Below are 20,622 nucleotides of genomic sequence, written 5' to 3' on the forward strand. Positions count from 1 at the left end.
AGGTGGGACGAAGGTGGTACGGATGGGCAGTGATCCCATGCCGCCAGGCGGGCTGGCGGCATTGAAGGCCGCCGCTGCAAGGCGCAGCGGCGGCCCGTGACAGGCTTACTCGGCTGGTTCAGCGTCAACGTCGTCGGCCGGTTTTTCATCGGCGTAGACTTTTTTCGGCATGACCTTGCGTTCGAACACGGCGGCGAAGAAGCCGTCGGTCGGTCTGGTGCAGGTGCGGCAGCAGTTTCAGGTAGTCGCCCATTTCCAGCTCGATCTTCTGTTCGGCCAGTACCTTGCTCATCGGCACCAGGGTGAAGTCCGGATGGGCCGCCAGGAATTGCTCGGCGATAAAATCGTTTTCTTCGTTCAGGAAGCTGCAGGTGGCGTACACCAGGCGGCCGCCGCCCTTGACCAGGCGCGCCGCGCCGGCCAGGATGGCTGCCTGCTTGGCTTGCAGCTCGACGATGGAGTTCGGCTGCTGGCGCCATTTGACGTCCGGATTCCGGCGCAGGGTGCCCAGGCCGCTGCACGGGGCATCGACCAGCACGCGGTCGATCTTGCCGGCCAGGCGCTTGATCTTGGCATCGCGCTCATGCGCGATCTGCACCGGATGCACGTTCGACAGGCCGCTGCGGGCCATGCGCGGCTTGAGCTTGGCCAGACGCTTTTCCGACACGTCGAACGCGTACAGACGGCCCGTGTTGCGCATCAGCGCGCCCAGAGCCAGGGTCTTGCCGCCCGCGCCGGCGCAGAAATCGACCACCATCTCGCCGCGCTTGGCGCCGACGATCTGCGACAGGATCTGGCTGCCCTCATCCTGCACTTCGATGGCGCCGCTCTGGAACAATGGCAGGTTTTGCAGCGATGGTTTCTTGATCACGCGCAAGCCCAGCGGCGCAAACGGCGTCGGCGTGCTGAGGATAGGCGCTTCGGCCAGGGCCAGCATCACGTCGTCGCGCGTGGCCTTGAGCGAATTGACGCGCAAGTCCAGCGGCGCCGGCGCGTTCAGCGCGTCAGCCAGCTTCATGGTTTCCGCTTCGCCGAACTGGGCGATCAGCTTGTCGAACAGCCAGGTCGGCATGTTGGCGCGCATGTTCGCCGGCATCAGGCTGCGGTCGATCTGCGTGATGCGTTCCAGCCATTCCACTTCTTCTTCCGTCAGGCCGCCCAGCGAGTCGGCGCCCACGGCTTCGGCCAGGCCGAGGATGGTCAAACGGCGCATGGTCGGGCCGCTGCCCGCTTCGGCGAAGTCCGTGAAGAACGATTTGTTGCGCAGCACGGCATAAATGCCTTCGGCAATGGCGCCGCGTTCGCGCGAACCGAGGCGCGGATGGTCGCGGAAATAGCGCGACAGGGTGGTGTCGGCCGGGGCCGTGAAACGTAAAATTTCGCGCAATACTTCTTCAGCATTGGCAAGTATCGCTGGTGGCAATCTCATTGTTATTCTTCCTGTAATATTTTATTGAGGGTCCACGCGGACCTGGCCATGCTCGACCGACAGTTTATCGTCAATGAACAGGCGGATGGCGCGCGGGTAAAGCAGATGTTCCTGTACCAGCACGCGCGCCGATAAGCTGTCTTCTGTGTCGCCGGGCAAGACGGGGACGGTCGCGCTCGCCACGGCAGGGCCATGATCGAGCTCGGCCGTCACGAAATGCACGGTCGCGCCGTGTTCCGTCACCCCCGCCTCAAGCGCCTGGCGGTGCGTCGCCATGCCCGGGAAGCAGCGGCAGCAGCGACGGGTGGATATTGAGCATGCGCCCCGCGTAATGCTCGACGAAGGGCGGCGTCAGGATGCGCATGAAACCGGCCAGCACGACCAGGTCGGGGGTGTAGCCGTCGATCACGGCTTGCAGCGCCGCATCGAACTGTTCGCGGCTGGCATAATCCTTGTTGGCAACGACTGCCGTCGCTATCCCATGTTCCGCGGCAAAAACCAGTCCCTGGGCATCGGCCCGGTTACTGATGACGGCGGCAATACGGGCTGGCCATTGCTCGGCTTGCGCCGCGCGCACGACCGCTTCCATGTTGCTGCCGCGTCCGGAAATGAGGATAACGATATTTTTCATAGCGCGCATTGTACCCGCTATGGCGATGCGAACCAAGAAAGGCCGCTATTATTGTTGCGGCGCAACATGCCTGCCGGGCCGCCGCCGCTGCCCGATTACGCCACCCGGCCAGGGCATGAAAGGCTGGTTTGACGCCGCCGCGGCGTGAGCAGGTGCTTACTCGAACGAATAGAAGACGCGGAACGGGACTTTCTTCTCGGCCCAGTAGTCGGCCGCGTCGCGGAACACGTCGAGCAGGATCTCGCGCGCTTCCTTGTCGAATTTTTGCGTATTTGGCAATTGCTCGAGCACCACCAGGAAACCTGTCTGCGGTCCCGCCTTGAACATGGTGTCCGTCAGGCACAGGCGCAGGGCATCGAAATTCTTCGCCAGGTTTTTCGGAAACAGGAATGCTTCTGCAATAATGCCGATGACTTGTTGTTTGGTCTGTCCAGCGTTGCAATGCGCATATAAAAAGTGCTGCCCGAGACGGATCGCCTCGTCTTGTAATTCGGTCACGCGAAAGGCACGGATGGACTGGACAAGGTTGGGCGGCACGGTTAGTAACAAACTCATTTTTCCCTCAAATCGACCTGTTATGTATGGATTTTTTCTAGCTGCTCTTCTTATTGCATCCCCGCACGCGGGTCAATGCGCACGCGGTGATTCGATCTGTATCAACTTTTATGCGATTCAGTGCGATTTTATATAAGCCATACGCGTATTAGGGTAACGTGTTGTCCTGCATGAATCAACCCGAATATGATGTCAAACGCAAGATTTGTTACAAACCGCTGGTTTCAAGTCACTTCAACATCTTGTATCGATTGAAAGTGCATGTTACAGACTGTGGGGCAAGGGGCTTGGGCTGTTACATTTTGTTGCCATGCGAAACACTTGCCCGGGCCTGGCGGGATTACTATAGTCCCAAGTTGTAAAAAATACCCTGAAAGATTCTCTAGATAACGAGGTTACAAATGAACTTGCAAGCCAAATTGATGATGTCAGCCCTTTGTATCGGTGCATTGCCACTCGCCCAGGCCGCCGACTTTGAAGATTTCGGCAAGGTCGTGCGCGTCGTGCCGCAAGTGGAACAGATCAATCGTCCACGCCAGGAATGCCGTACGGAATACGTGCAAGTCCAGGCTCCGCCGCAACAGCGCAGCGCCGGCGGTTCCATCGTCGGCGGTATCGCCGGCGCCCTGCTCGGCAGCCAGGTCGGTGGCGGCAATGGCCGCACGGCCGCCGCGGCCGCCGGCGCGATTGCCGGCGCCGTCGTGGGCGACCGTGTCGACAACCAGAACAACTACCAGGGCGGCGTGCAGGAACAAGCCGTCAAGCAGTGCCGCCAGGTCGACCACTGGGAAAGCCGCAACAATGGCTATCAGGTCACCTACGACTACCGCGGCCGCAACTACACGAGCATCATGTCCTATGATCCGGGCGAACGCATCCGCCTGCGCGTCTCCATCGAACCAGCGCAGCAGTAACGCTTGACATAAGCTGCTGCGCGTCGGCATAGGCGTTGTTACTCAGTATTAAAATGCCGGCTCCATATCATTCTCATGGGGCCGGCATTTTTTATGGCGTCCCGGCACGGGCTATAATGCGGCACACTTTCAGGCCGCCTTATGCTTATCAAACGAAAATCCATCGAACAAGTCGAATCCTCGCGCCCCGCGCGCAAGCCCCGCTACGCCCCTGTCACCCTGTCGGAAATGGATGGCGTGCGCTATCTGCATTTCGGCACGGAATGGGTGCAGGGCGCCATGCGCATCCGCAAGCCGGACTGGCCGGAGCTCGAATACGCGCAGCAGATGATGGCGTGGATGTTGTGGATCGAGCAACCGCAGCGCCTCGCCCAGCTGGGCCTGGGCACGGCCGCGCTGACCAAGTTCTGCTACCGCCAGTTCCCGCAGGCACAGGTCGAGGCCATCGAACTGAATCCGTCCGTCATCACCATCTGCGCCTCGATGTTCAAGCTGCCGCCCAACGACGAGCGCCTGCACGTGCGCGAGATGGATGCGCTCGACTACGTCAACGATGAAGCCAACCACGGCACCCTGGACGCCCTGCAGGTGGACTTGTACGACGCCACGGCGCGCGGTCCCGTGCTCGACAGCGCCGATTTCTATGCCGCCTGCTGCGCCTGCCTGGCGCAGCACGGCATCATGACGGTCAACCTGTTCGGCGACCATCCCAGCTACGCGAAGAACATCAAGGCGATGAAGTTTGCGTTTGCGCAGGTGATCTGCCTGCCGGAAGTCCATGATGGGAACGTGGTGGCGATCGCGTTCAAGACGAAAGTGACGCTCGATACCGAAGCGCAAGCCGCCTTGCTGGAACGCGCCAAGCAGATCGTCGCCGAGACCAAGCTGCCCGCCAAGACCTGGGTCAAAGGCATCGCCAGCACCCTGTAAGCGCCGGCACGCCCACGCAGGCCGGCAGCCCTGAAAGGCGCCGGCCATGCCCGCTTCCCCTCCTCCCTCTCCCATCTCGCCCGACACGCCGCTGCAACTGCCGCAACTGCTGGCCTGGCTGCAGGAAGACGGCATGCTTGACGCAGCGCAAGCGGCCGCCATCGCCACGCAGGCCGCCCTGCTGCCGGCGCCGGCCTTGCATCCGCTGTGCAGCATCGCCCACGGCGCACTCACGCTCGACACCCTGTGTGCGCCTGGCTGGCCCGACGCGCAAGCCTGCCGTATCTGCGCATCGATCCCTTGCACATCGATTTCAGCCAGGTAGCCGACGTCATGACGGCCGGCTATGCCGCCCGTTTTAATATCCTGCCCGTGGAAAGCACGCTTGACCGCATCGTCATCGCCACGGCCCAGCCATATGCGCTCGCTTGGCAGGCGCAGCTGGGCAAGCTGGCGCCACGCAAGCTGAGCCTGGTCATCGCCAACCCGCTGCACATCGCCGATGCCATTGCGCAATTTTTCAGCCTGGCAACTTCCGTCAAGGTGGCCCGGCAAGCATCCACGCAAGACCTGGCGCTGCGCCACAATTTCGAGCAACTGGTGGAACTGGGACGCAACAAAACCAGCCTCGACGCAAACGACCAGCACGTGGTGCGCATCGTCGACTGGCTGTGGCAATACGCGTTTGCCCAGCGCGCGTCCGACATCCACCTGGAACCGAAGCGCGACGCGGGCCTCGTGCGCCTGCGCATGACGGCCGCCTGCACCAGGCCTACCAGTTGCCGCCCGTGGTGCTGCTGGCCATGACGGCGCGCATCAAGTTGCTCGGGCGCATGGACGTGGTGGAAAAGCGCCGCCCGCAGGATGGCCGCATCAAGACGCGCAATGCGCAGGGGCAGGAAGTCGAGCTGCGCCTGTCGACCTTGCCCACGGCCTTCGGCGAAAAGCTCGTCATGCGCATCTTCGACCCGGAAGTGGCCGTCAAGAGCCTGTTTGACCTGGGTTTTCCGCCCGCGGACGCCGAACGCTGGCGCCAGCTGACGGCGCGCACGCACGGCATCGTGCTGGTCACGGGCCCCACCGGTTCGGGCAAGACCAGCACCCTGTACAGCACCCTGAAGGCGCTGGCCGGCAGCGAAGTCAATGTGTGCACGGTGGAAGACCCCATCGAAATGGTGGAACCGGCCTTCAACCAGATGCAGGTGCAAACCCAGGCCGGCATCGAACTGTCGTTTGCCGATGGCGTGCGGGCGCTGATGCGGCAAGATCCCGACATCATCATGGTCGGAGAAATCCGCGACCTGGCCACGGCCGAGATGGCCATCCAGGCGGCGCTGACGGGACACCTGGTGCTGTCGACCCTGCACACCAACGACGCGCCGTCGGCCGTCATGCGCCTGCTGGAACTGGGCTTGCCCGCCTATCTGCTGGAAGCCTGCCTGATCGGCGTGCTGGCGCAACGCCTGCTGCGCTGCCTGTGTCCGGGCTGCAAGCAGCTGGATGCCGCCCCGGGCGACGCGCCATGGCAGCGCCTGACGGGCGGCCAGCTGGAACGGCCGCAGGCTACATATCGCCCCGTCGGCTGCGCCCTGTGCCGCCACAGCGGCTACCTGGGACGTGCCGGCATTTATGAACTGCTGAGCGTGACGGAAACGTTCGGCCAGCTCATCAAGGCGGGCGCCGACCTGCACGCCTTGCGCCGCCAGAGCATCCTCGACGGCATGACGCCGCTGCGCATCGCCGGCGCGCGCAAGATCATCGACGGCACGACCAGCATCGACGAAGTACTGAAGCTCACGGCCGCCCTGCATTGAGCCATCTTCATTTTCGTGCAGGAATGCTTTGCATTCTTTTTCAACTGATATATAATGCGGCCTCTTTCGGGTCGTTAGCTCAGCTGGTAGAGCAGCGGACTTTTAATCCGTTGGTCGCAGGTTCGAATCCCGCACGGCCTACCACGAATGCGCAGTACTAAAAAGCCTATCCTCACGGATGGGCTTTTTGCATTTTCGGCCCCGCGGTTATACTGGCGCTTCGTCTTGCCAGCCCTGAAAGAAACGCATGAAACTTGCCGCCGCCCTCCTCCTGGCCACCGCTTGCCTGTCCGCCCAAGTCCAAGCGCAAGCCCAAGCGCCCATCGTGCTCGACGGCGAGTACAGCCTGCGCACGGACGAGATGAGCCTGGAAATCATCGGCAACCGCGTCTGTTTCGCGCCCGACAAGGCGCAGTGGGGCCGGTTGCCCCCCGCCCTGCCGCCACGCACGATGCGTGGTTTTGTTTCAGCAACGACGCCCAGGCGCGCCGGCTGCTGCGCGTGCCCGCGCGCCAGGCCGACAATTGCGGCTGGCAGGCGCGGGCGCGCATCGTCATTGACACGTATCAACCGTACGTCGAGCAAGGCGACGGCAACGACATGGCGCGCCTGGCGTCCGTGGTGAAGGTGGCGCAGCCGAACGCCATCGCCTGCGAGTAATCAGTTCAGTTCAGTTCGATCAGTCCAGTTCATACTCCTGCAGATAACGGGTGAACAAGTCGCCATCGGCCAGCGGACACGCAAACCCCGCGCCCCAGTCGGCCAGCAGCAACTGCTCTTTCAAGGGCAGCAGCAACAGCTCAGGCATGGCGTCGCTGCACCACAGGTTGCACACGATGCCCTTGTCGTCCAGGCCCGCGAATACTGTTTCCGTCTTGTCGCCGCCAAAGGCCAGCACGTTCTTGCATTCCACGCGGTAACTACTGTAGCCCGTGTAGACGGCGTCGTACGGCGGCAAGGCATGGTCCAGCGCGAGGCGCAACTGATCCGCCGTCAGACCCAGCGCGCGCAGTGGCGACGGTGGCGCCTTGATCACATACATGTCCGTCCAGCCGGCGCCGCTGCGGTGCGCATCGGCGAACGCCTGCTGCTCGCCCATCTGCGTCACACAGTGCTGCAAATTATCCAGCGGCAACAGTTCGATCATGCAGAAATCGTCTTCGTGGTAATACGCTTCCCGCATGCGTCAATTCTCCAGCAAGTCTTGCAGTTGCGCATTGCGCCGCGCCGTCAGCCGGCCGGCCCAGGTCTCGCTGGTGACGGCGGGATAACGCACGGCGCCAAAGTTCATCCAGGCATCGCGGTAGGCGAGCCACAGGCGCTGGGTGGCGCGGATGCCGTCCTTGTCCACGGCGCCCGCATGGCTTTCCGCTGGCTTTTTCATCAGCTTGCCGTAGATGGCGTTGAGTTCCTTGTCGAGCGCCGCCGCCTGCTCCTTGGACATGCTGCTGGCCGGCAACTTGCCCCCTTCGTATTCGCGCAGATCGTGCGCCAGCAAGTCGAGTTCGGCCGTGCGGGCCGCGATGCTCAGGGCGGCGCGTGCCGTGCCGCTCAAGTCCGTTTCATTGGCCGCGCGCGCATCGGCAAACTTGCTTGCCGCCGTCTGCAGCTTTTGCAGCGATGCTTGCGCCACGGCAGGCATGCTTGCGCTGGCCTTGCCCGTTGCCTGCGCGCGCACGCGCTGCTTTTGCCGCGCATCGATGGCGCTGCACACGCCCATCATGTAGCCGCTGGTGATGTCGTCGCACAAGTCGATCATGCCGCGCCCGCTGGCATTGATCTTCTGCAAGTGTTCGATGCGGCCCTGCATCTCGGCCGGCGCCGCGTCGATGCTGCACGCATACTTGAGCGCCAGCAGCGGGTCTTTCTGCACGCCCTGTCCGTTCTGGTACAGCATCATCAGCACGGCGCTGTTCTGCGTGGCCATGGCGCAATGGCGCGCGGGACGCCAGTCGGCCGGCTTGGGCGAGGACATACTCTTGGTATCGTAATACAGGTCTGTCGCCTGGCATTGCTGCAAGGATGCCACGACGGACGGCGCCGGCATGTCGGCCGGCGGCGGTGCCGCATCCTTGACCTTCAGGCAGCCCGCATACCAGGCCGTGCTTTCCGCATGGCCCACGCCCATGGCGCTGGTATTCGGGTATGGCGCCGCGGCAGCGGCAAAAACCGGGGCAGCCAGCAGGCAGCTCGCGCCCAGCAATGCCGTTTTCAATAAGGGTAGACAAATTTTCATGTTCTATCGGCGCCAGCGTGAATAAAGCGGCAAGTTTAACTGATCAGCCAGGCGGCGCCCGCCCGATACGCGGCCATCCGGCCGGGTAAGTAACGGTTCATGGCCTTGGCAGTGGCCGAATCGATGGGCAATAATGTTGCCCGCTGTACTTTTTTCACTACCCGGACCACGCCCATGACCTTACCCCGTCTTCGCCGTTCCCTCGGCTCTCCCTGCTGATCGCAGCGGCCTGCGCCTCGCTTTCCCATACCACCGCCGCCGCGCCTGCCGCCACCCCGCAAGCCGCCGCCAAACACGCCATCACGCATGAAGACGTGTGGCTGATGAAACGGGTGGGCGCACCCGTCGCCAGCCCCGATGGACGCTGGGCCGTGTTTTCCGTGGTCGACAGCGCCTACGATAGCAAGGAGCAATGGTCGGACCTGTGGATCAAGTCCCTGCTTGATGACAGCCCCGCGCGTCGCCTGACGTATTCCAAGGGCGGCGAAGGCGCCGTGGCCTGGTCGCCGGACAGCCGCCAGCTGGTGTTTGTCGCCAAGCGCGACGGCGATGAAGCGGGACAGATCTACCGCCTCGACGTGGCCGCCGGCGGCGAAGCGCAGCGCCTGACCTCGCTCACCCTGGGAGCGCGCATGCCGAAATGGAGTCCGGACGGCAAGCAATTGCTGTTCATCAGCGACATCTATCCTGGCAACAAGACGGAAGCCGACGTCAAGCAGAGCGCAAAAGAGCGCAAGGAGCGCAAAGTCAGCGCCCGCTCGTATGAAACGACGGCACCGCGCTACTTCGACAAATGGCTGACCGACAAGCAGGTGCGCCTGTTCATCGTCGACGCCGACGCCGCATCACGAGGTGACAACACCGCGCGCGACATCCTGTCGGGCACGCAACTGGTGGCGCTGCCGGGCTTTGGCGGCGGTCAGGGTGACGAGGGGCAATCCTTGGACGCCGTCTGGACGCCGGACGGCAAGGCCGTCGTCTTCAACGCGGCCAGCAACCGCGACGCGGCGCAGCGCGAAGCCGTCTACTCGCAACTGTATCTGCTGCCCGTGGCCGGCGGTGAAGCGCAGCGCTTGACGCAGGACAAACATAGCTACGGTTCCCTGAAATTTGCCGCCGACGGCAAGACCCTGTTTGCATTGAGCGACGCGCAAACGCCCGGTAAAGTGTATGACGTGAAACGCCTGGCCAGCTTCGCCTGGCCGATGAGCAACCCTGCGCCGGTCATCCTGACGGCCAAGCTGGACCGGTCGATTGCGCGCTTCGTGCTGCCCGAAGGCGGCAAGCGCGTCATTTTCAGCTATGAACATGCGGGACTGGAAAAGCTGTATTCGATCGACGCCAGGGGCGGCGAGGTGCGCGAGGAGCCATCCTTGCCGACGGGCAGCATCAACTCGCTGAGCAGCGGCGGCAAGGCTTTGGTCGGCGTGTGGGAGTCAAGCATCAATCCGCCGGAAATCTATGCGTTCAACGGCAAGCAGCCGAAACGGCTGACGGCCTTCAACACGGACAAGGCCGATAAAATCGACTGGCAGGCACCCGAGCACTTCTGGTTCACCACGGCCGACGGCCGCCGCATCCACAATATGCTCGTCAAGCCCGCCAATTTCGATCCGAACAAGAAATACCCGCTGTTTACCGTCATCCACGGCGGCGCGGCCAGCATGTGGCGCGACCAGTTCGTGCTGCGCTGGAACTATCATCACTTGCTGGCCAAGCCAGGCTACGTTGTCTTGCTGACCGATTACAAGGGTTCCACCGGCTATGGCGAGGAATTCTCGCGCTCGATCCAGTTCGACCCCTTGAAAGGTCCGGGCGATGAAGTCAACCAGGGCGTCGATGAAGCCATCAAGAAATATCCGTTCATCGACAGCACGAAACTGGCTGCCGGCGGCGCCAGCTATGGCGGCCACCTGGCCAACTGGCTGCAGGCGACCACCACGCGCTACAAGGCCATCGTCTCGCACGCGGGCGAAATGGATTTGATCATGCAGTGGGGCACCAGCGATGGCGGCTTCGGCCGTGAAACGAATGCAGGCGGCCCCGTCTGGTCGAACCTGCCCGTGTGGCGCGAGCAAAGCCCGGTCATGCAAGCAGGCAACCACGAAAAAGGCACGGGCTTTACCACCCCGATCCTGATCACCGTGGGCGAGCTCGATTACCGCGTGCCGGCCAACAATGCGCTGATGAACTTTGCTGTCCAGCAACGCCTGAACGTGCCGGCGAAATTGCTGGTCTTCCCGGACGAAAACCACTGGATTTTGAAGGGCGAGAACAGCCGCTTTTTCTATAGCGAAGTCGAAGGATGGCTGGCTAAGTATCTGAAATAATCGTGTTGCGCACTTCTTGAAAGGCCAGGCTCCGCTCACGCGGGCCTGGCTTTTTTCATGCGCTCTGGACGGCGGCCACGGCCGCCTTCTGCCGCTGGATTGCCAGCACCAGCAGCGCCGCCAGCAGGCAGGCGGCGCCGGCCGCGAACAGGGCCGGGTTGTAGGTCAGCATCAGGGTGCGGATGCGGCCCGCGCCATACGCGGCCACGGCGGCGCCCAGCTGGTGGCCCGCGAAGATCCAGCCGAACACCATGCCCGCCCGCTCCCGGCCGAATGTGGCCCCCACCAATTTGACGGTCGGCGGCACGGTGGCAATCCAGTCGAGGCCGTAGAACATGGCGAACAACGACAGGCCGTACAAGGTGAATTCCGAATACGGCAGCCAGAACAGAACAGCGACAGGCCCCGCAAGCCGTAGTACCAGAACAGCAATTTCCGGTTGTCATAACGGTCAGACAGCCAGCCGGACAGGATCGTGCCGAACAGGTCGAAAGCGCCCATCATGGCCAGCACGGAGGCGGCCGGCACGGCGGACAGGCCCGAGTCGCCGCACAGGGAAATGAAATGCGTCTGGATCAGGCCGTTGGTGCTGAGGCCGCAGATGAAGAAGGTGCCGAAGAGTATCCAGAAGGTACGATTGGAAGCCACGCTGCGCAGGATCAAAAAAGGCGTGGCGAACGTCATGCTTGCCGACGGCGACGCCACCAGCGGCGTGGCCGGGTCGGCGCCGTACGGACGCAAGGCCACATCCTGCGGCCGGTTGCGCATGCACAGGAAGGCCAGCACGGCGACGATGGCGCAGGCGGCAAACACGGGCAGGACGGCCGTGCGCCAGCCGTAGTGCTCGATCAGCCAGGCGCCCACGGGCAGGAACAGCAGCTGGCCCCGTGGCCGAGCTGGCCGTCAGCACGCCCACCACCAGGCCCCGGTGCGTCTCGAACCAGCGGTTCGCCACCACGGCGCTCAAGACCAGCGCCGTCATGCCCGAGCCCAGCCCCAGCAGGATGCCCCACAGGGCGACCAGGTGCCAGAACTGCGTCATGCGCGTGGCCAGCAGCATGCCGGCAGCGATCAGGCCCAGGGCCACGCAGATGATATTGCGCAAGCCGAAGCGCTCCATCAGGATGGCGGCAAAACGGCCCCATCAAGCCAAACAGCACGAAACGCACGGCCAGGGCCGAGGAAATCTGCTCGGCATCCCAGCCGAACTCCCGGCTCAAAGGCTGCATCAGCGCGCCCGGCAAGCCCAGCGCGGCCGACGAAGTTAATGCCGTGAGGAAAGTGATGGCGACGATGACCCAGGCAAAGTGGATGCCGCGCCGCTCCAGCCATTGCGAAAAGGGAAGAGAAAGCATGCTGTCCTCATGAGAAAAAATGGATGCCGCTCACTACCAGCCGGCGGGATTTTTCTCATGTTATATTATGATCGTAATTTATACAATCAAAAAACTGGGGCGACACTGCTGCGGGCCGCCCCAGTCCTGGCTGCAAGACTTGTGAAGACGCCGCTTACTTGACCTTCAAGCCATTCTTCACGTCCTTCACGCCTTCCACGCCACGGGCCAGGTCGGCGGCTTTCTTTACTTGCTCCTGGGAAGGTACGAAGCCGCTGAGCATGACGACGCCGTTGACCGTTTCCACGTGCACGTCAAGCGCTTTCAAGTCGTTGTCCTTGACGAGGTCCGCCTTGATCTTGGTGGTGATGACGGAGTCGGACATGGCCGTCTTGGTGCTGCCGGCCGCATTGCGCGTCATGCAGGCGGCCTTGGCCGTCGCATCCATGGCGTCGCAGTTTTCCTTCGTCGTGGCGGGCGGATTCTGCGCCACGTTGGTGCCGGCCTTGGCGCCCGTGTTGGCGTCCGCCAGCGCGGCCGACTTCGCTGCCTTGGCATCGTTCATGCATGTGGTTTTGTCGGCCCCCGTGCGGTCGCCGCACTTGGCCTTGGCCAGGTCATACTCGGCATTGGCGACATCCTTGCGGGCCTTGCCCAGTTCGCGCGGCGTGTTGCGGTATTGGGCCACGGCGTCCGACTCGGCCTTGGCGCGCGCCACCTTGGCTTCTTCCACGCAGACTTTTTTCGCGTTGCCGCTGTGGCTGTCGCAGGCGGCCTTGGCCTGCTTGTAGTCGGCCGTTGCCTTGTCCGTCAAACTCTTGTACGAGGCGTCCTGCGCATACGCGGGCGCGGCGGCAAGCAGGGCGCTGGCACTGGCGGCCAGCATGAGTGCGATCATTTTGTTCATGATGGTTCCTCTCTGGTTAGTTGATGCCCAGATTAGACCCCTGCCGCGCGCAAAGCTCCGTGCGACAGCACACGCTGACACGCCATTCACGCAAAAACTCACTGTCCTTTGTCGCCGCTCAAGCCCTTCCGCCACAATACTTGCGCCTGTTCAAATGGTGAAGCGGAGTCATCAAATGCGCCTGCGCCATCGGCCAGCGCCAGCCATGCCTGCGTGGCGTGGGAACTGCCTACACCGCCGCCCGCGGCCTCGCCAGCCGCGCGCACGCCGCGCATCCAGGCCAGCACCTGCTGGTACTGCCCGGGGTGGCGTGCATGCACCCAGGCCAGGGCGACCAGGTCCGCATAGGCCTCTTCGCGGCGCGTCTCGCGCAACTCCTGCGCCAGCGCTGTCAACTTGCCTTTCTGCATGCTGCGCGGCTCGACGAAGCCGCGCGGCAAGGCGTGCCAGTCGCCCTGCGCATAGCGCTGGCAATGGCCGATTTCATGCGCCGTCATCGCTTCCATCATCAGGCCGTGGCGCGTGGGTGGCACGCCCTGCAAGACACTGTCCGCCTGCGCATTGCCACGCAGGGACAGCACCAGCTTGCAGCGCCCCCCTTCGTAGCCCAGCGCCAGCGGCACGGCGCCGGGCGCATCCTGGGCTGCACGATGATATCGACGGGCAAACCTTGCGCGCGCGCAAACGCGATGACGGGCTGGCCCGCCTGCAGCCAGCGGGTTTCCAGATCGGTCAGCCCGGGACCAGCCACGGCGGGCAAAACGATGAGCAAGCTCATCAGCAAGAGCGGTTTCAACATGGGATAGACGGGAAGAAAGGAGGATTTACCACTGCAGAGTAAGCGGTGGACGTATTTCCACAAGGAAAAACTGGCAACTTTTCGCAAATAAAGACGAAAAAAAACCGGTGCGCAAGGCACCGGCTTTTCAGACTGATAATAATCAAGGTCAGCTTATTGCTTCGTCATCTTATCCAGCGCGCGGGCCGTGACGAATTCCGGACGGATATCGTTGGGCACGGCCTTCATCTTGTCGAGCGCCACCTGCACCTCTGGGCGGATGACCACGTATTTCGTCATCATCGCTTGCGCGCGCGCATAGTCGCCCGTCGCCTCGATGGTCAGAAATTCACGGTCCAGGTCGATCACGGCCTGCTTGATCTTCGCAAAATCGACACCGAACCTGCCATCGCCCAGCGAGACGAAACCGCCCTTGTCGAGGATGTAATTCATCTGGATGGCCATGCCGCGCGCGTGCGAATCCGTCAGGCCGAAATGCAGGGTGCGGAAACCGGAGGCAAGGAAAGTGTTGTACAGCTTGCGCTCGGCCGCCTCGCCCTGGCCCAGGGTGTCGTTCAGCTGGCCCTTGTCCATCATGTAGCGCAGCGCGAACAAGCCCGTGATGTCGGCCTTGGCTTCTTCGATGGTCGAATACGCTTCCTTCAAGTCCTGGCGCGGCGTGGAAGCCTTGCCGTCGACGACGGTCGCGTGCGGGCCCAGGCCGTGCATGATTTCATGCGCGAGGATGTGCGTGAAGAAAGAATTGAAATCGACGTCCTGCTGCGCTTCGGGCGTCAGCACCAGTTTCGAAATCGGCGTCAGGGTGGCCTTGAACTTGGCTTCCTGCACGTTTTTCAACATGACGCGCTTGGAACCGCGCGCGCTGATGATGCGCTCGTCATTGGGCAGGTTGTAGGCGGCCGTCTGCACGGCCATGTTGCCGTCGCCGGCGCCGTACACCTGGTTGACCACCACCATCGGCGCCAGCGCGCCCACTTTCGGGTTGCGGTAGCGGGCGTCGAGCGGCAGGTTGTCTTCCAGCTCCTGCATGTGCCTGGCGAAGAAGTTCAGCTTTTGCGTTTCCGCCTGGTCGCGGATGTTCACGTAGGCCTCGAAGGCGGCCTTGTAGCCGAACAGCTCGTCGTTGTACGTTTCATACGGGCCGATGGTGATGTCGACGGGCGAATCGAGGTCCATCCAGGCGAAGTCGGACGGCAAATAATCGTTGTCGAGGAAAGCCTTGGCGCGCAGGGTCAAGAATTTCTTCAGCGATGCATTATCCGTGGCGGCCGCCGCCTCGTCGAGCAGCCTGGCCAGCTGTTTCAGCTCCACCTTGTACTCATCCGAATACTTGACGGTCTGGTACTTGCCATCCTTGCCGGCGCGGATGGTGGTAAAAAACCATTGCGCCTGCTGCTTGTCGTCCGCCGGCAAGCCATTCATCCACGTTTCCAGGCTGGCCTTGGTGGCGCCCTGCGGATAGAAATTGCCCGCTTCCGGCTTGTGCGCGGGAATGGCGATGCCCGCATAGCTGGCCGGCATGAACGAGGCATGCGCGTCGAGCACCGACCATGGACCCTTGTTGATCCAGAAATAGTTCAGACGGGCCTGGCCCAGGGCCGACTTGTCTTTCTTAAGTGCCGCCCACAGCGCTTCATTGCCGGACCAGCGCTGGCGCAGCTGCAGCACGTCGACCAGCTTGGCCGCTTCGACCAGCTTGGCGATGGCCTGGCGGTCGCCAGCGGACAGGTGGGTGACGTCGGCCGTCAGCGCGACGGGCGCGTAGCGGGCGCTCATGGCCGTCAGTTGCGCGGCGGTGGCCGGGGCGGCTGGCGCGGCCGCTGGCGTTGCGGCGCAGGCGTTGCCGACGGCGGCGGCCATCAGCAGGGGAATCAGGAGTTTTTTCATGGGGCCTCGGTTAAATTCTGGGGTCAGACCCCAAGTGAGGCAAATTGTAATCCACCAGCGCCCCCGCCTGTAGGGCAGGTTTTACCAAACCTTGTACACCTGCCCCGTCTGCGCCCCTTCCACGCTGCGGCTGTACGCCAGGGCCACGCGGCTGGCGGCGGCCGGCTCGAAGCCGTAGAAGAAGGGGCCGTACGACTCCAACGACTCGGCCAGCACCGTCGGGCTGACAACATTGATGCGCACGCCCCGCTGCAACTCGATGGCGGCGCCCCTTACAAAACCTTCCACGGCCGCGTTGGTCATGCTGGCGGCCGTGCCGAAGCGGATAGGCTGCTCGGCCACGATGCCGCTGGTGAGGGTAATCGAACCGCCGTCGTTCAGGTATTCCTGCGCCACCAGCGCCACGTTGACCTGGCCCATCAGCTTGCTTTCCAGGCCCACCTGGAATTGCTCTGGAGTAAATTCAGCCAGGGGACCGAAATGCATTTTACCGGCCGTCACGACGACGGCGTCGACCTTGCCGATGCGCTTGAACAGGGCGCGCACTTGCGCGATGTCGCCCATGTCGGCCTGGTGCGTGCCGCTGCGGCTGCCCACTTCGATGATTTCATGGCGTGGCGCCAGTTGGGCGGCGACGGCCGTGCCGATGGTGCCGCTGGCGCCGATGATGACGATTTTCATGCTGCTTCCTTGTGTGGGTTGAACGATGGAGCCAGTATGCGCCGCTTACGAAAAGGAATAAATACGCTAGAATTTACAAGATTACCAACCCACAGTTTGCAATCGGGATACCATGGATAAATTGCGCAGCATGGAAATTTTTGTCGCCGTCGTCGATGCGGGCAGTTTCACGGCCGCCGCCGAGGCATTCCATATTTCGCCCGTGATGGTGGGCAAGCACATCAAATACCTGGAAGAGCGGCTGGGCGCGCGGCTGCTGGCGCGCACCACGCGGCGGCAAAGCCTGACGGAAATCGGCCAGCAGTATGTGGAACAGTGCCGCCAGATCCTGGCCAGCATCCATGCGGCGGAACGGGGCGCGGAAGCCATGCGCGCGGCGCCGCGCGGCAAGCTGAAGATCACGGCGCCCGTGTCCTTCGGCAGCGAATGCATCGCGCCACTGATGGCCGATTACCTCGATGCGTATCCGGAAGTGAGCCTGGAGCTGAACCTGAACGACAGGACGGTGGACCTGGTGGAAGAAGGGTTCGACGCGGCCATCCGCATCGGCAAGCTGGAAGATTCCGCCATGGTGGCGCGCGCGCTGCGGCCGTATGCGATGGTGATCTGCGCCGCGCCCGCCTATCTGGCCAGGCACGGCACGCCGCGCACGCCGGCCGACCTGGCGCGCCACGAATGCCTGGACTTCATGCAGTGGACGCGCCACGTGCGCTGGCGCCTGGCCAGGAGCGGCGACGATGATGGCAGCCCCGTGCGCGAAAGCCGCTTCCGCTCGACAAACAACGGGCAGGCGCTGCGCGTGGCGGCCCTGCACGGCTTCGGCATCGTCATGCAGGCGGAAATCCTGATGGCTGGCGATATCGCCGCCGGCAGGCTGGTGCCGCTGCTGGCCGGCTACGTGCCGGCGCCGCGCCCCATGCACCTCGTGTATGCGCGCGACCGCCAGCCCACGCCGAAGCTGACGACCTTCATCGATTTTCTGCTGGAACGCTACGGGCCGGCGGCGACACCGCCACCGGCCACGCTCACGTAACCGTCGTACTTAATTGGCCTTTGCGGCGGGCGCGGACGCCAGTCTGGCCAGCTCGCCGTCCGGCTGCCAGCCGGCGCCCAAGGACCTCGCCACGGCGACCGTCGCCAGCAGGCGCTGGGTCTTGATCTGCGCGGCGGCGCGGTCCGCCGCCAGCGAACTGCGTTGCGCGTCGGTGACGTCGAGGTAGGTCGAGATGCCGCGCTCGTAGCGCGTGCGCGCCACCAGGTAGGCGCGCGCCGCCGCTGCTGCGACAGGGCCTGGGCATCGCCCTGCAACTGGCGCTGTTCCACGTCGGACAGCGCATCTTCCACTTCGCGCAAGGCCGTCAACAGCTTCGTTTCGTGGTTCGCCACGGCTTCCGCATAGCGCGCCTTGGACAGGTCCAGATTGGCCTGGTTGCGGCCGCCGTCGAAGATGGGCAGGGACAGGGCCAGCGGGCCAAAGCTGAACTGGCGCGAACCGCCCTGCGCCAGGTCGCGCAGCTTTTCCGAGGCATAGCCGAAATTGCCCGTCAATTGCAGCGACGGGTAAAACGCGCCTTCGGCCACGCCCACTTGGGCGTTCGCCGCGCGCAGGCCCGCTACGCTGGAAACAAGGTCAGGACGGTGCGCCAGCAGGCTGGCCGGCAAGCCGACGGGGATGGCTGGCGGCAGCGGCAAGATCGACGGATCGGCGGCCACCGGCAATTGCAGCGCCGACGGCGGCTTGCCCGTCAGGGTGGCCAGGCTGTTTTCCAGCTGGTTGCGCTGGCGCTTGACTTCATGCAGGTCGGCCTGGGCGTTCGACAGTTCGACTTTCGCGCGCGCCAGGTCCAGCTCATTCGTCAGGCCCGCATTGAAGCGCGCCTCGACCAGCTGCGCCGACTCGCGGCGCGTGTCCAGGGCGCCATTCAGGATCGCCATTTCCGCGTCCAGCCCGCGCAGCTGCCAGTAATTGCTGGCCACTTGCGACGACAGCATCAGCAGCACGCCGTCGCGATCCGCCTGCGCCGCCAGCGCCTGCGAATCGGCCGCTTCGACCAGGCGTTTCACGCGGCCCAGCAGATCGACTTCATACGACAGCGAGCCGCCGACGGAAAAATTGTTGCCGCTGATGGAGCGGTTGCCCAGGGCCAGGCCCTGCGAGGTGTTGGCCGAGGTACGCGAGTTCGAGATGCCCGTGCTGACGTTCACGCTCGGCCCCTGGTTGGCGCGCGCCGTGCCGCTTTGCGCCAGCGCCTGCAGCAATCGCTCGCCGGCCGCTTTTACACCGGGATTGTCCTGCAGCGCGCTCTGTTCCAGGCGGTTCAGGGTGGCGTCGCCATAGATGCTCCACCACTCTTTGGGCAGTTGCGCGGCGTCCGCCGCGGCCGCGCCGTGGCGGAAGGTGCCGTTATCGATACCGGCCACGTTTGCCGGGGCCGTGAAATCCTGGCCCACGGTGCCGCAGGCGGACAGCGCCACGGCAAGGGAAGCGGCCAGCGCGATTTTCGTCATTACTGTTTGCATGATGGTTTGCATGATGATTACCTTCTTGTTCTTGAGGTGGCTGCGTGCGGCGCTCAATGACCGCCGCCACCGCCACCGGGGGCTTTGAGTTTGTCGGCCAGCCACAGGGGCACGATGCAGGCCAGCAGGATGGCGCCGACGAGGAAGAAGCCGTCGTTGTAGGCCATCACATAGGCTTCGCGGCGCACGATGCCGTCGATCGCCTGCAAGGCCTGGTTGCCGGCCGTGACGGCGTCATAGCCCTTGGCCATGAACGAGGACGTCAGCTGGTCGATGCGCAGCTGCGTGGCGCTGGAATACGCGTTGATCGCTTCGCCCAGGCGCTGCGAGTGGAAATGCTCGCGGGTGCTCAGGGCGGTGGCCAGCAGGGCGATGCCGATCGAGCCGCCCAGGTTGCGCGTCATGTTGAACAGGCTCGAAGCGGACGCCATGTCCTTCGGCGCGATGCCCTTCATGGCGAAGTTCGACAGGGTCAGCATGACGAAGGGCTGGCCCAGCGCACGCACCACCTGCGACCACAGCAGCTGGTCGTAGCCGGTGGAGGCGTCCATGTAGGCATTCATCATGCACGAACCGCCGAACAGCAAGAGGCCGAACGAGCACAGGATGCGGTTATCCACCTTCGATGACAGCTTGGCAACAAATGGCATGATGAACAGCTGCGGCAAACCCACCCACATGATGACTTCGCCGATCTGCATCGGTGAATAGCCGGCGATCTGGCCCAGGAACAGGGGCAGCAGGAAGGCCGAGCCATACAGGCCCATGCCCGTCACGGCCGACAGCACGGTGGCCACTAAAAAGTTGCGCTGGCCGTACAGCGCCAGGTTGACGAACGGCTCGGCGCGCGTGGCGCTGGTGACGACCCAGCCCAGGATGCCCGTCAGAGCCAGCGCGGCGAAGGCGATGATGAAGCCGGAGTCGAACCAGTCCTTCGAATTACCCTCTTCCAGGAAGATGGTCAGGCAGCCCAGGCCCAGGGCCATGAAGAAGATGCCCAGCCAGTCGGCCTTCCAGAACAATTTGAGCTGCATCGGCTCCTTGTCCAGGCCATAGATCATGCCGGCGATCAGCAGCACGCCGGGCACCCAGTTGATGTAGAAGATCGAGGGCCAGCCATACAGCTCGGAGAGATAGCCGCCCAGGGTCGGGCCCATGGCCGGCGCCAGGGTCGCCGTCAGGCCGAAGATGGCCATGCCGACGGCGCGCTTCGAGGCGGGCAGCTTGAGCATCACCAGCGTGAACGCCATGGGGATCAGCGCGCCGCCCGTAAACCCTTGCAGCATGCGGAAGACGATCATGCTTTCCAGGTTCCAGGCCGCCCCGCACAGGGTGGAGAACAGCAGGAAGAAAGCGGTGGTGCCTATCATGTAGGCGCGCAGTCCGAACACGCGCGCCAGCAGCGCAGTGAGGGGAATGACGATGATTTCCGCCACCAGGTAGGCCGTGGAAATCCACGAGCCTTCTTCCTGGGTGGCCGACAGCGAGCCAAGGATGTCCCTGAGCGAGGAATTGGTGATCTGGATGTCGAGCACCGCCATGAAGGCGCCCAGCATGCCGGCGCCGACCGCCAGCCAGGTGCGTCCGGAGACTTTCTCACTGATCACGGGAAACGCTGGCGGCTTCGCCAGCGTGGTGGAGGAGCTGCTCATGGA

Annotated in this window: 14 protein-coding genes, 1 tRNA gene and 5 pseudogenes; 7 read left to right on the top strand and 13 right to left on the bottom strand. The window is 63.4% G+C overall.

Translation table 11 applies throughout. The features are described 5' to 3' along the window. Window positions 1-105 precede the first annotated feature (105 nt). The 3 genes and pseudogenes from ACQVLG_RS01480 to ACQVLG_RS01490 all read right to left on the bottom strand — a co-directional run bounded on the left by ACQVLG_RS01480 (window position 106) and on the right by ACQVLG_RS01490 (window position 2,615). A pseudogene (locus tag ACQVLG_RS01480) lies at window positions 106-1,429 on the bottom strand (RsmB/NOP family class I SAM-dependent RNA methyltransferase). A 21-nt stretch (window positions 1,430-1,450) separates the two neighbouring features. Then, window positions 1,451-2,060, bottom strand: a pseudogene (purN, locus tag ACQVLG_RS01485) (phosphoribosylglycinamide formyltransferase). Between the two features lie 156 nt (window positions 2,061-2,216). Beyond that, complete coding sequence (locus ACQVLG_RS01490) at window positions 2,217-2,615, bottom strand: barstar family protein (RefSeq protein ID WP_086146799.1); 399 nt, start codon at window positions 2,613-2,615, stop codon at window positions 2,217-2,219. A gap of 401 nt (window positions 2,616-3,016) precedes the next feature. On the opposite strand from ACQVLG_RS01490, the gene ACQVLG_RS01495 reads away from it, so the two are divergent. From ACQVLG_RS01495 to ACQVLG_RS01515, 5 genes and pseudogenes are all read left to right on the top strand, one after another. Further along, a complete protein-coding gene (locus tag ACQVLG_RS01495; protein WP_034747447.1) occupies window positions 3,017-3,529 on the top strand; it encodes a glycine zipper 2TM domain-containing protein in 513 nt (170 codons plus the stop codon). 141 nt (window positions 3,530-3,670) lie between these two features. After that, a complete protein-coding gene (locus tag ACQVLG_RS01500; RefSeq protein ID WP_474292526.1) occupies window positions 3,671-4,459 on the top strand; it encodes a spermine/spermidine synthase domain-containing protein in 789 nt (262 codons plus the stop codon). 46 nt (window positions 4,460-4,505) lie between these two features. Continuing rightward, window positions 4,506-6,273, top strand: a pseudogene (locus ACQVLG_RS01505) (GspE/PulE family protein). 68 nt (window positions 6,274-6,341) lie between these two features. Then, a tRNA-Lys gene (locus ACQVLG_RS01510) sits at window positions 6,342-6,417 on the top strand. 270 nt (window positions 6,418-6,687) lie between these two features. Further along, window positions 6,688-6,933: a hypothetical protein gene (locus ACQVLG_RS01515; RefSeq protein ID WP_474292527.1), complete on the top strand. Its 246-nt coding sequence runs from the start codon at window positions 6,688-6,690 to the stop codon at window positions 6,931-6,933. Between the two features lie 19 nt (window positions 6,934-6,952). Here ACQVLG_RS01515 and ACQVLG_RS01520 read toward each other — a convergent pair whose 3' ends face one another. Beyond that, on the bottom strand, window positions 6,953-7,456 hold the full coding sequence (locus tag ACQVLG_RS01520; protein ID WP_474292528.1) for a hypothetical protein: 504 nt from the start codon (window positions 7,454-7,456) through the stop codon (window positions 6,953-6,955). A gap of 3 nt (window positions 7,457-7,459) precedes the next feature. Next, window positions 7,460-8,509 carry a lysozyme inhibitor LprI family protein gene (locus ACQVLG_RS01525; protein ID WP_474292529.1) on the bottom strand — a complete coding sequence of 350 codons (1,050 nt, stop codon included), beginning with the start codon at window positions 8,507-8,509 and terminating at the stop codon, window positions 7,460-7,462. Window positions 8,510-8,832: 323 nt separating this feature from the next. On the opposite strand from ACQVLG_RS01525, the gene ACQVLG_RS01530 reads away from it, so the two are divergent. Continuing rightward, a complete protein-coding gene (locus ACQVLG_RS01530) occupies window positions 8,833-10,839 on the top strand; it encodes a prolyl oligopeptidase family serine peptidase (protein WP_474295871.1) in 2,007 nt (668 codons plus the stop codon). A gap of 55 nt (window positions 10,840-10,894) precedes the next feature. Here ACQVLG_RS01530 and ACQVLG_RS01535 read toward each other — a convergent pair. The 5 genes and pseudogenes from ACQVLG_RS01535 to ACQVLG_RS01555 all read right to left on the bottom strand — a co-directional run bounded on the left by ACQVLG_RS01535 (window position 10,895) and on the right by ACQVLG_RS01555 (window position 16,447). Further along, window positions 10,895-12,194: pseudogene (locus tag ACQVLG_RS01535) on the bottom strand (MFS transporter). Between the two features lie 154 nt (window positions 12,195-12,348). Continuing rightward, on the bottom strand, window positions 12,349-13,080 hold the full coding sequence (locus ACQVLG_RS01540; protein WP_230539774.1) for a BON domain-containing protein: 732 nt from the start codon (window positions 13,078-13,080) through the stop codon (window positions 12,349-12,351). 98 nt (window positions 13,081-13,178) lie between these two features. Next, entirely contained in the window at window positions 13,179-13,703 is a 525-nt protein-coding gene (locus ACQVLG_RS01545) for a hypothetical protein (RefSeq protein ID WP_474292530.1), read from the bottom strand. Between the two features lie 329 nt (window positions 13,704-14,032). Further along, on the bottom strand, window positions 14,033-15,766 hold the full coding sequence (locus tag ACQVLG_RS01550) for a dipeptidyl-peptidase 3 family protein (RefSeq protein ID WP_474292531.1): 1,734 nt from the start codon (window positions 15,764-15,766) through the stop codon (window positions 14,033-14,035). Window positions 15,767-15,847: 81 nt separating this feature from the next. After that, a complete protein-coding gene (locus tag ACQVLG_RS01555) occupies window positions 15,848-16,447 on the bottom strand; it encodes a short chain dehydrogenase (protein ID WP_474292532.1) in 600 nt (199 codons plus the stop codon). Window positions 16,448-16,559: 112 nt separating this feature from the next. Between ACQVLG_RS01555 and ACQVLG_RS01560 the strand changes: the two genes are divergently transcribed. After that, entirely contained in the window at window positions 16,560-17,480 is a 921-nt protein-coding gene (locus ACQVLG_RS01560; protein ID WP_474292533.1) for a LysR family transcriptional regulator, read from the top strand. Between the two features lie 9 nt (window positions 17,481-17,489). On the opposite strand, the gene ACQVLG_RS01565 is transcribed toward ACQVLG_RS01560, so the two are convergent. From ACQVLG_RS01565 to ACQVLG_RS01575, 3 genes and pseudogenes are all read right to left on the bottom strand, one after another. Continuing rightward, window positions 17,490-17,702, bottom strand: a complete 213-nt coding sequence (locus tag ACQVLG_RS01565; protein ID WP_474295873.1) for a TolC family protein — start codon at window positions 17,700-17,702, stop codon at window positions 17,490-17,492. 80 nt (window positions 17,703-17,782) lie between these two features. After that, window positions 17,783-18,979: pseudogene (locus ACQVLG_RS01570) on the bottom strand (efflux transporter outer membrane subunit); the annotation flags it as partial. A gap of 41 nt (window positions 18,980-19,020) precedes the next feature. Beyond that, complete coding sequence (locus ACQVLG_RS01575; RefSeq protein ID WP_474292534.1) at window positions 19,021-20,619, bottom strand: DHA2 family efflux MFS transporter permease subunit; 1,599 nt, start codon at window positions 20,617-20,619, stop codon at window positions 19,021-19,023. Between the last annotated feature and the right edge of the window lie 3 nt (window positions 20,620-20,622).

This window comes from Janthinobacterium sp. TPC_1 (assembly GCF_056037845.1).

Excerpts from the sequence above, each read along its gene's own strand:
- ACQVLG_RS01490 (WP_086146799.1), bottom strand. The coding sequence starts at position 2,615 with ATGAGTTTGTTACTAACCGTGCCGCCCAACCTTGTCCAGTCCATCCGT.
- ACQVLG_RS01495 (WP_034747447.1), top strand. The coding sequence starts at position 3,017 with ATGAACTTGCAAGCCAAATTGATGATGTCAGCCCTTTGTATCGGTGCA.
- ACQVLG_RS01500 (WP_474292526.1), top strand. The coding sequence starts at position 3,671 with ATGCTTATCAAACGAAAATCCATCGAACAAGTCGAATCCTCGCGCCCC.
- ACQVLG_RS01520 (WP_474292528.1), bottom strand. The coding sequence starts at position 7,456 with ATGCGGGAAGCGTATTACCACGAAGACGATTTCTGCATGATCGAACTG.
- ACQVLG_RS01525 (WP_474292529.1), bottom strand. The coding sequence starts at position 8,509 with ATGAAAATTTGTCTACCCTTATTGAAAACGGCATTGCTGGGCGCGAGC.
- ACQVLG_RS01530 (WP_474295871.1), top strand. The coding sequence starts at position 8,833 with ATGAAACGGGTGGGCGCACCCGTCGCCAGCCCCGATGGACGCTGGGCC.
- ACQVLG_RS01540 (WP_230539774.1), bottom strand. The coding sequence starts at position 13,080 with ATGAACAAAATGATCGCACTCATGCTGGCCGCCAGTGCCAGCGCCCTG.
- ACQVLG_RS01550 (WP_474292531.1), bottom strand. The coding sequence starts at position 15,766 with ATGAAAAAACTCCTGATTCCCCTGCTGATGGCCGCCGCCGTCGGCAAC.
- ACQVLG_RS01555 (WP_474292532.1), bottom strand. The coding sequence starts at position 16,447 with ATGAAAATCGTCATCATCGGCGCCAGCGGCACCATCGGCACGGCCGTC.
- ACQVLG_RS01560 (WP_474292533.1), top strand. The coding sequence starts at position 16,560 with ATGGATAAATTGCGCAGCATGGAAATTTTTGTCGCCGTCGTCGATGCG.
- ACQVLG_RS01575 (WP_474292534.1), bottom strand. The coding sequence starts at position 20,619 with ATGAGCAGCTCCTCCACCACGCTGGCGAAGCCGCCAGCGTTTCCCGTG.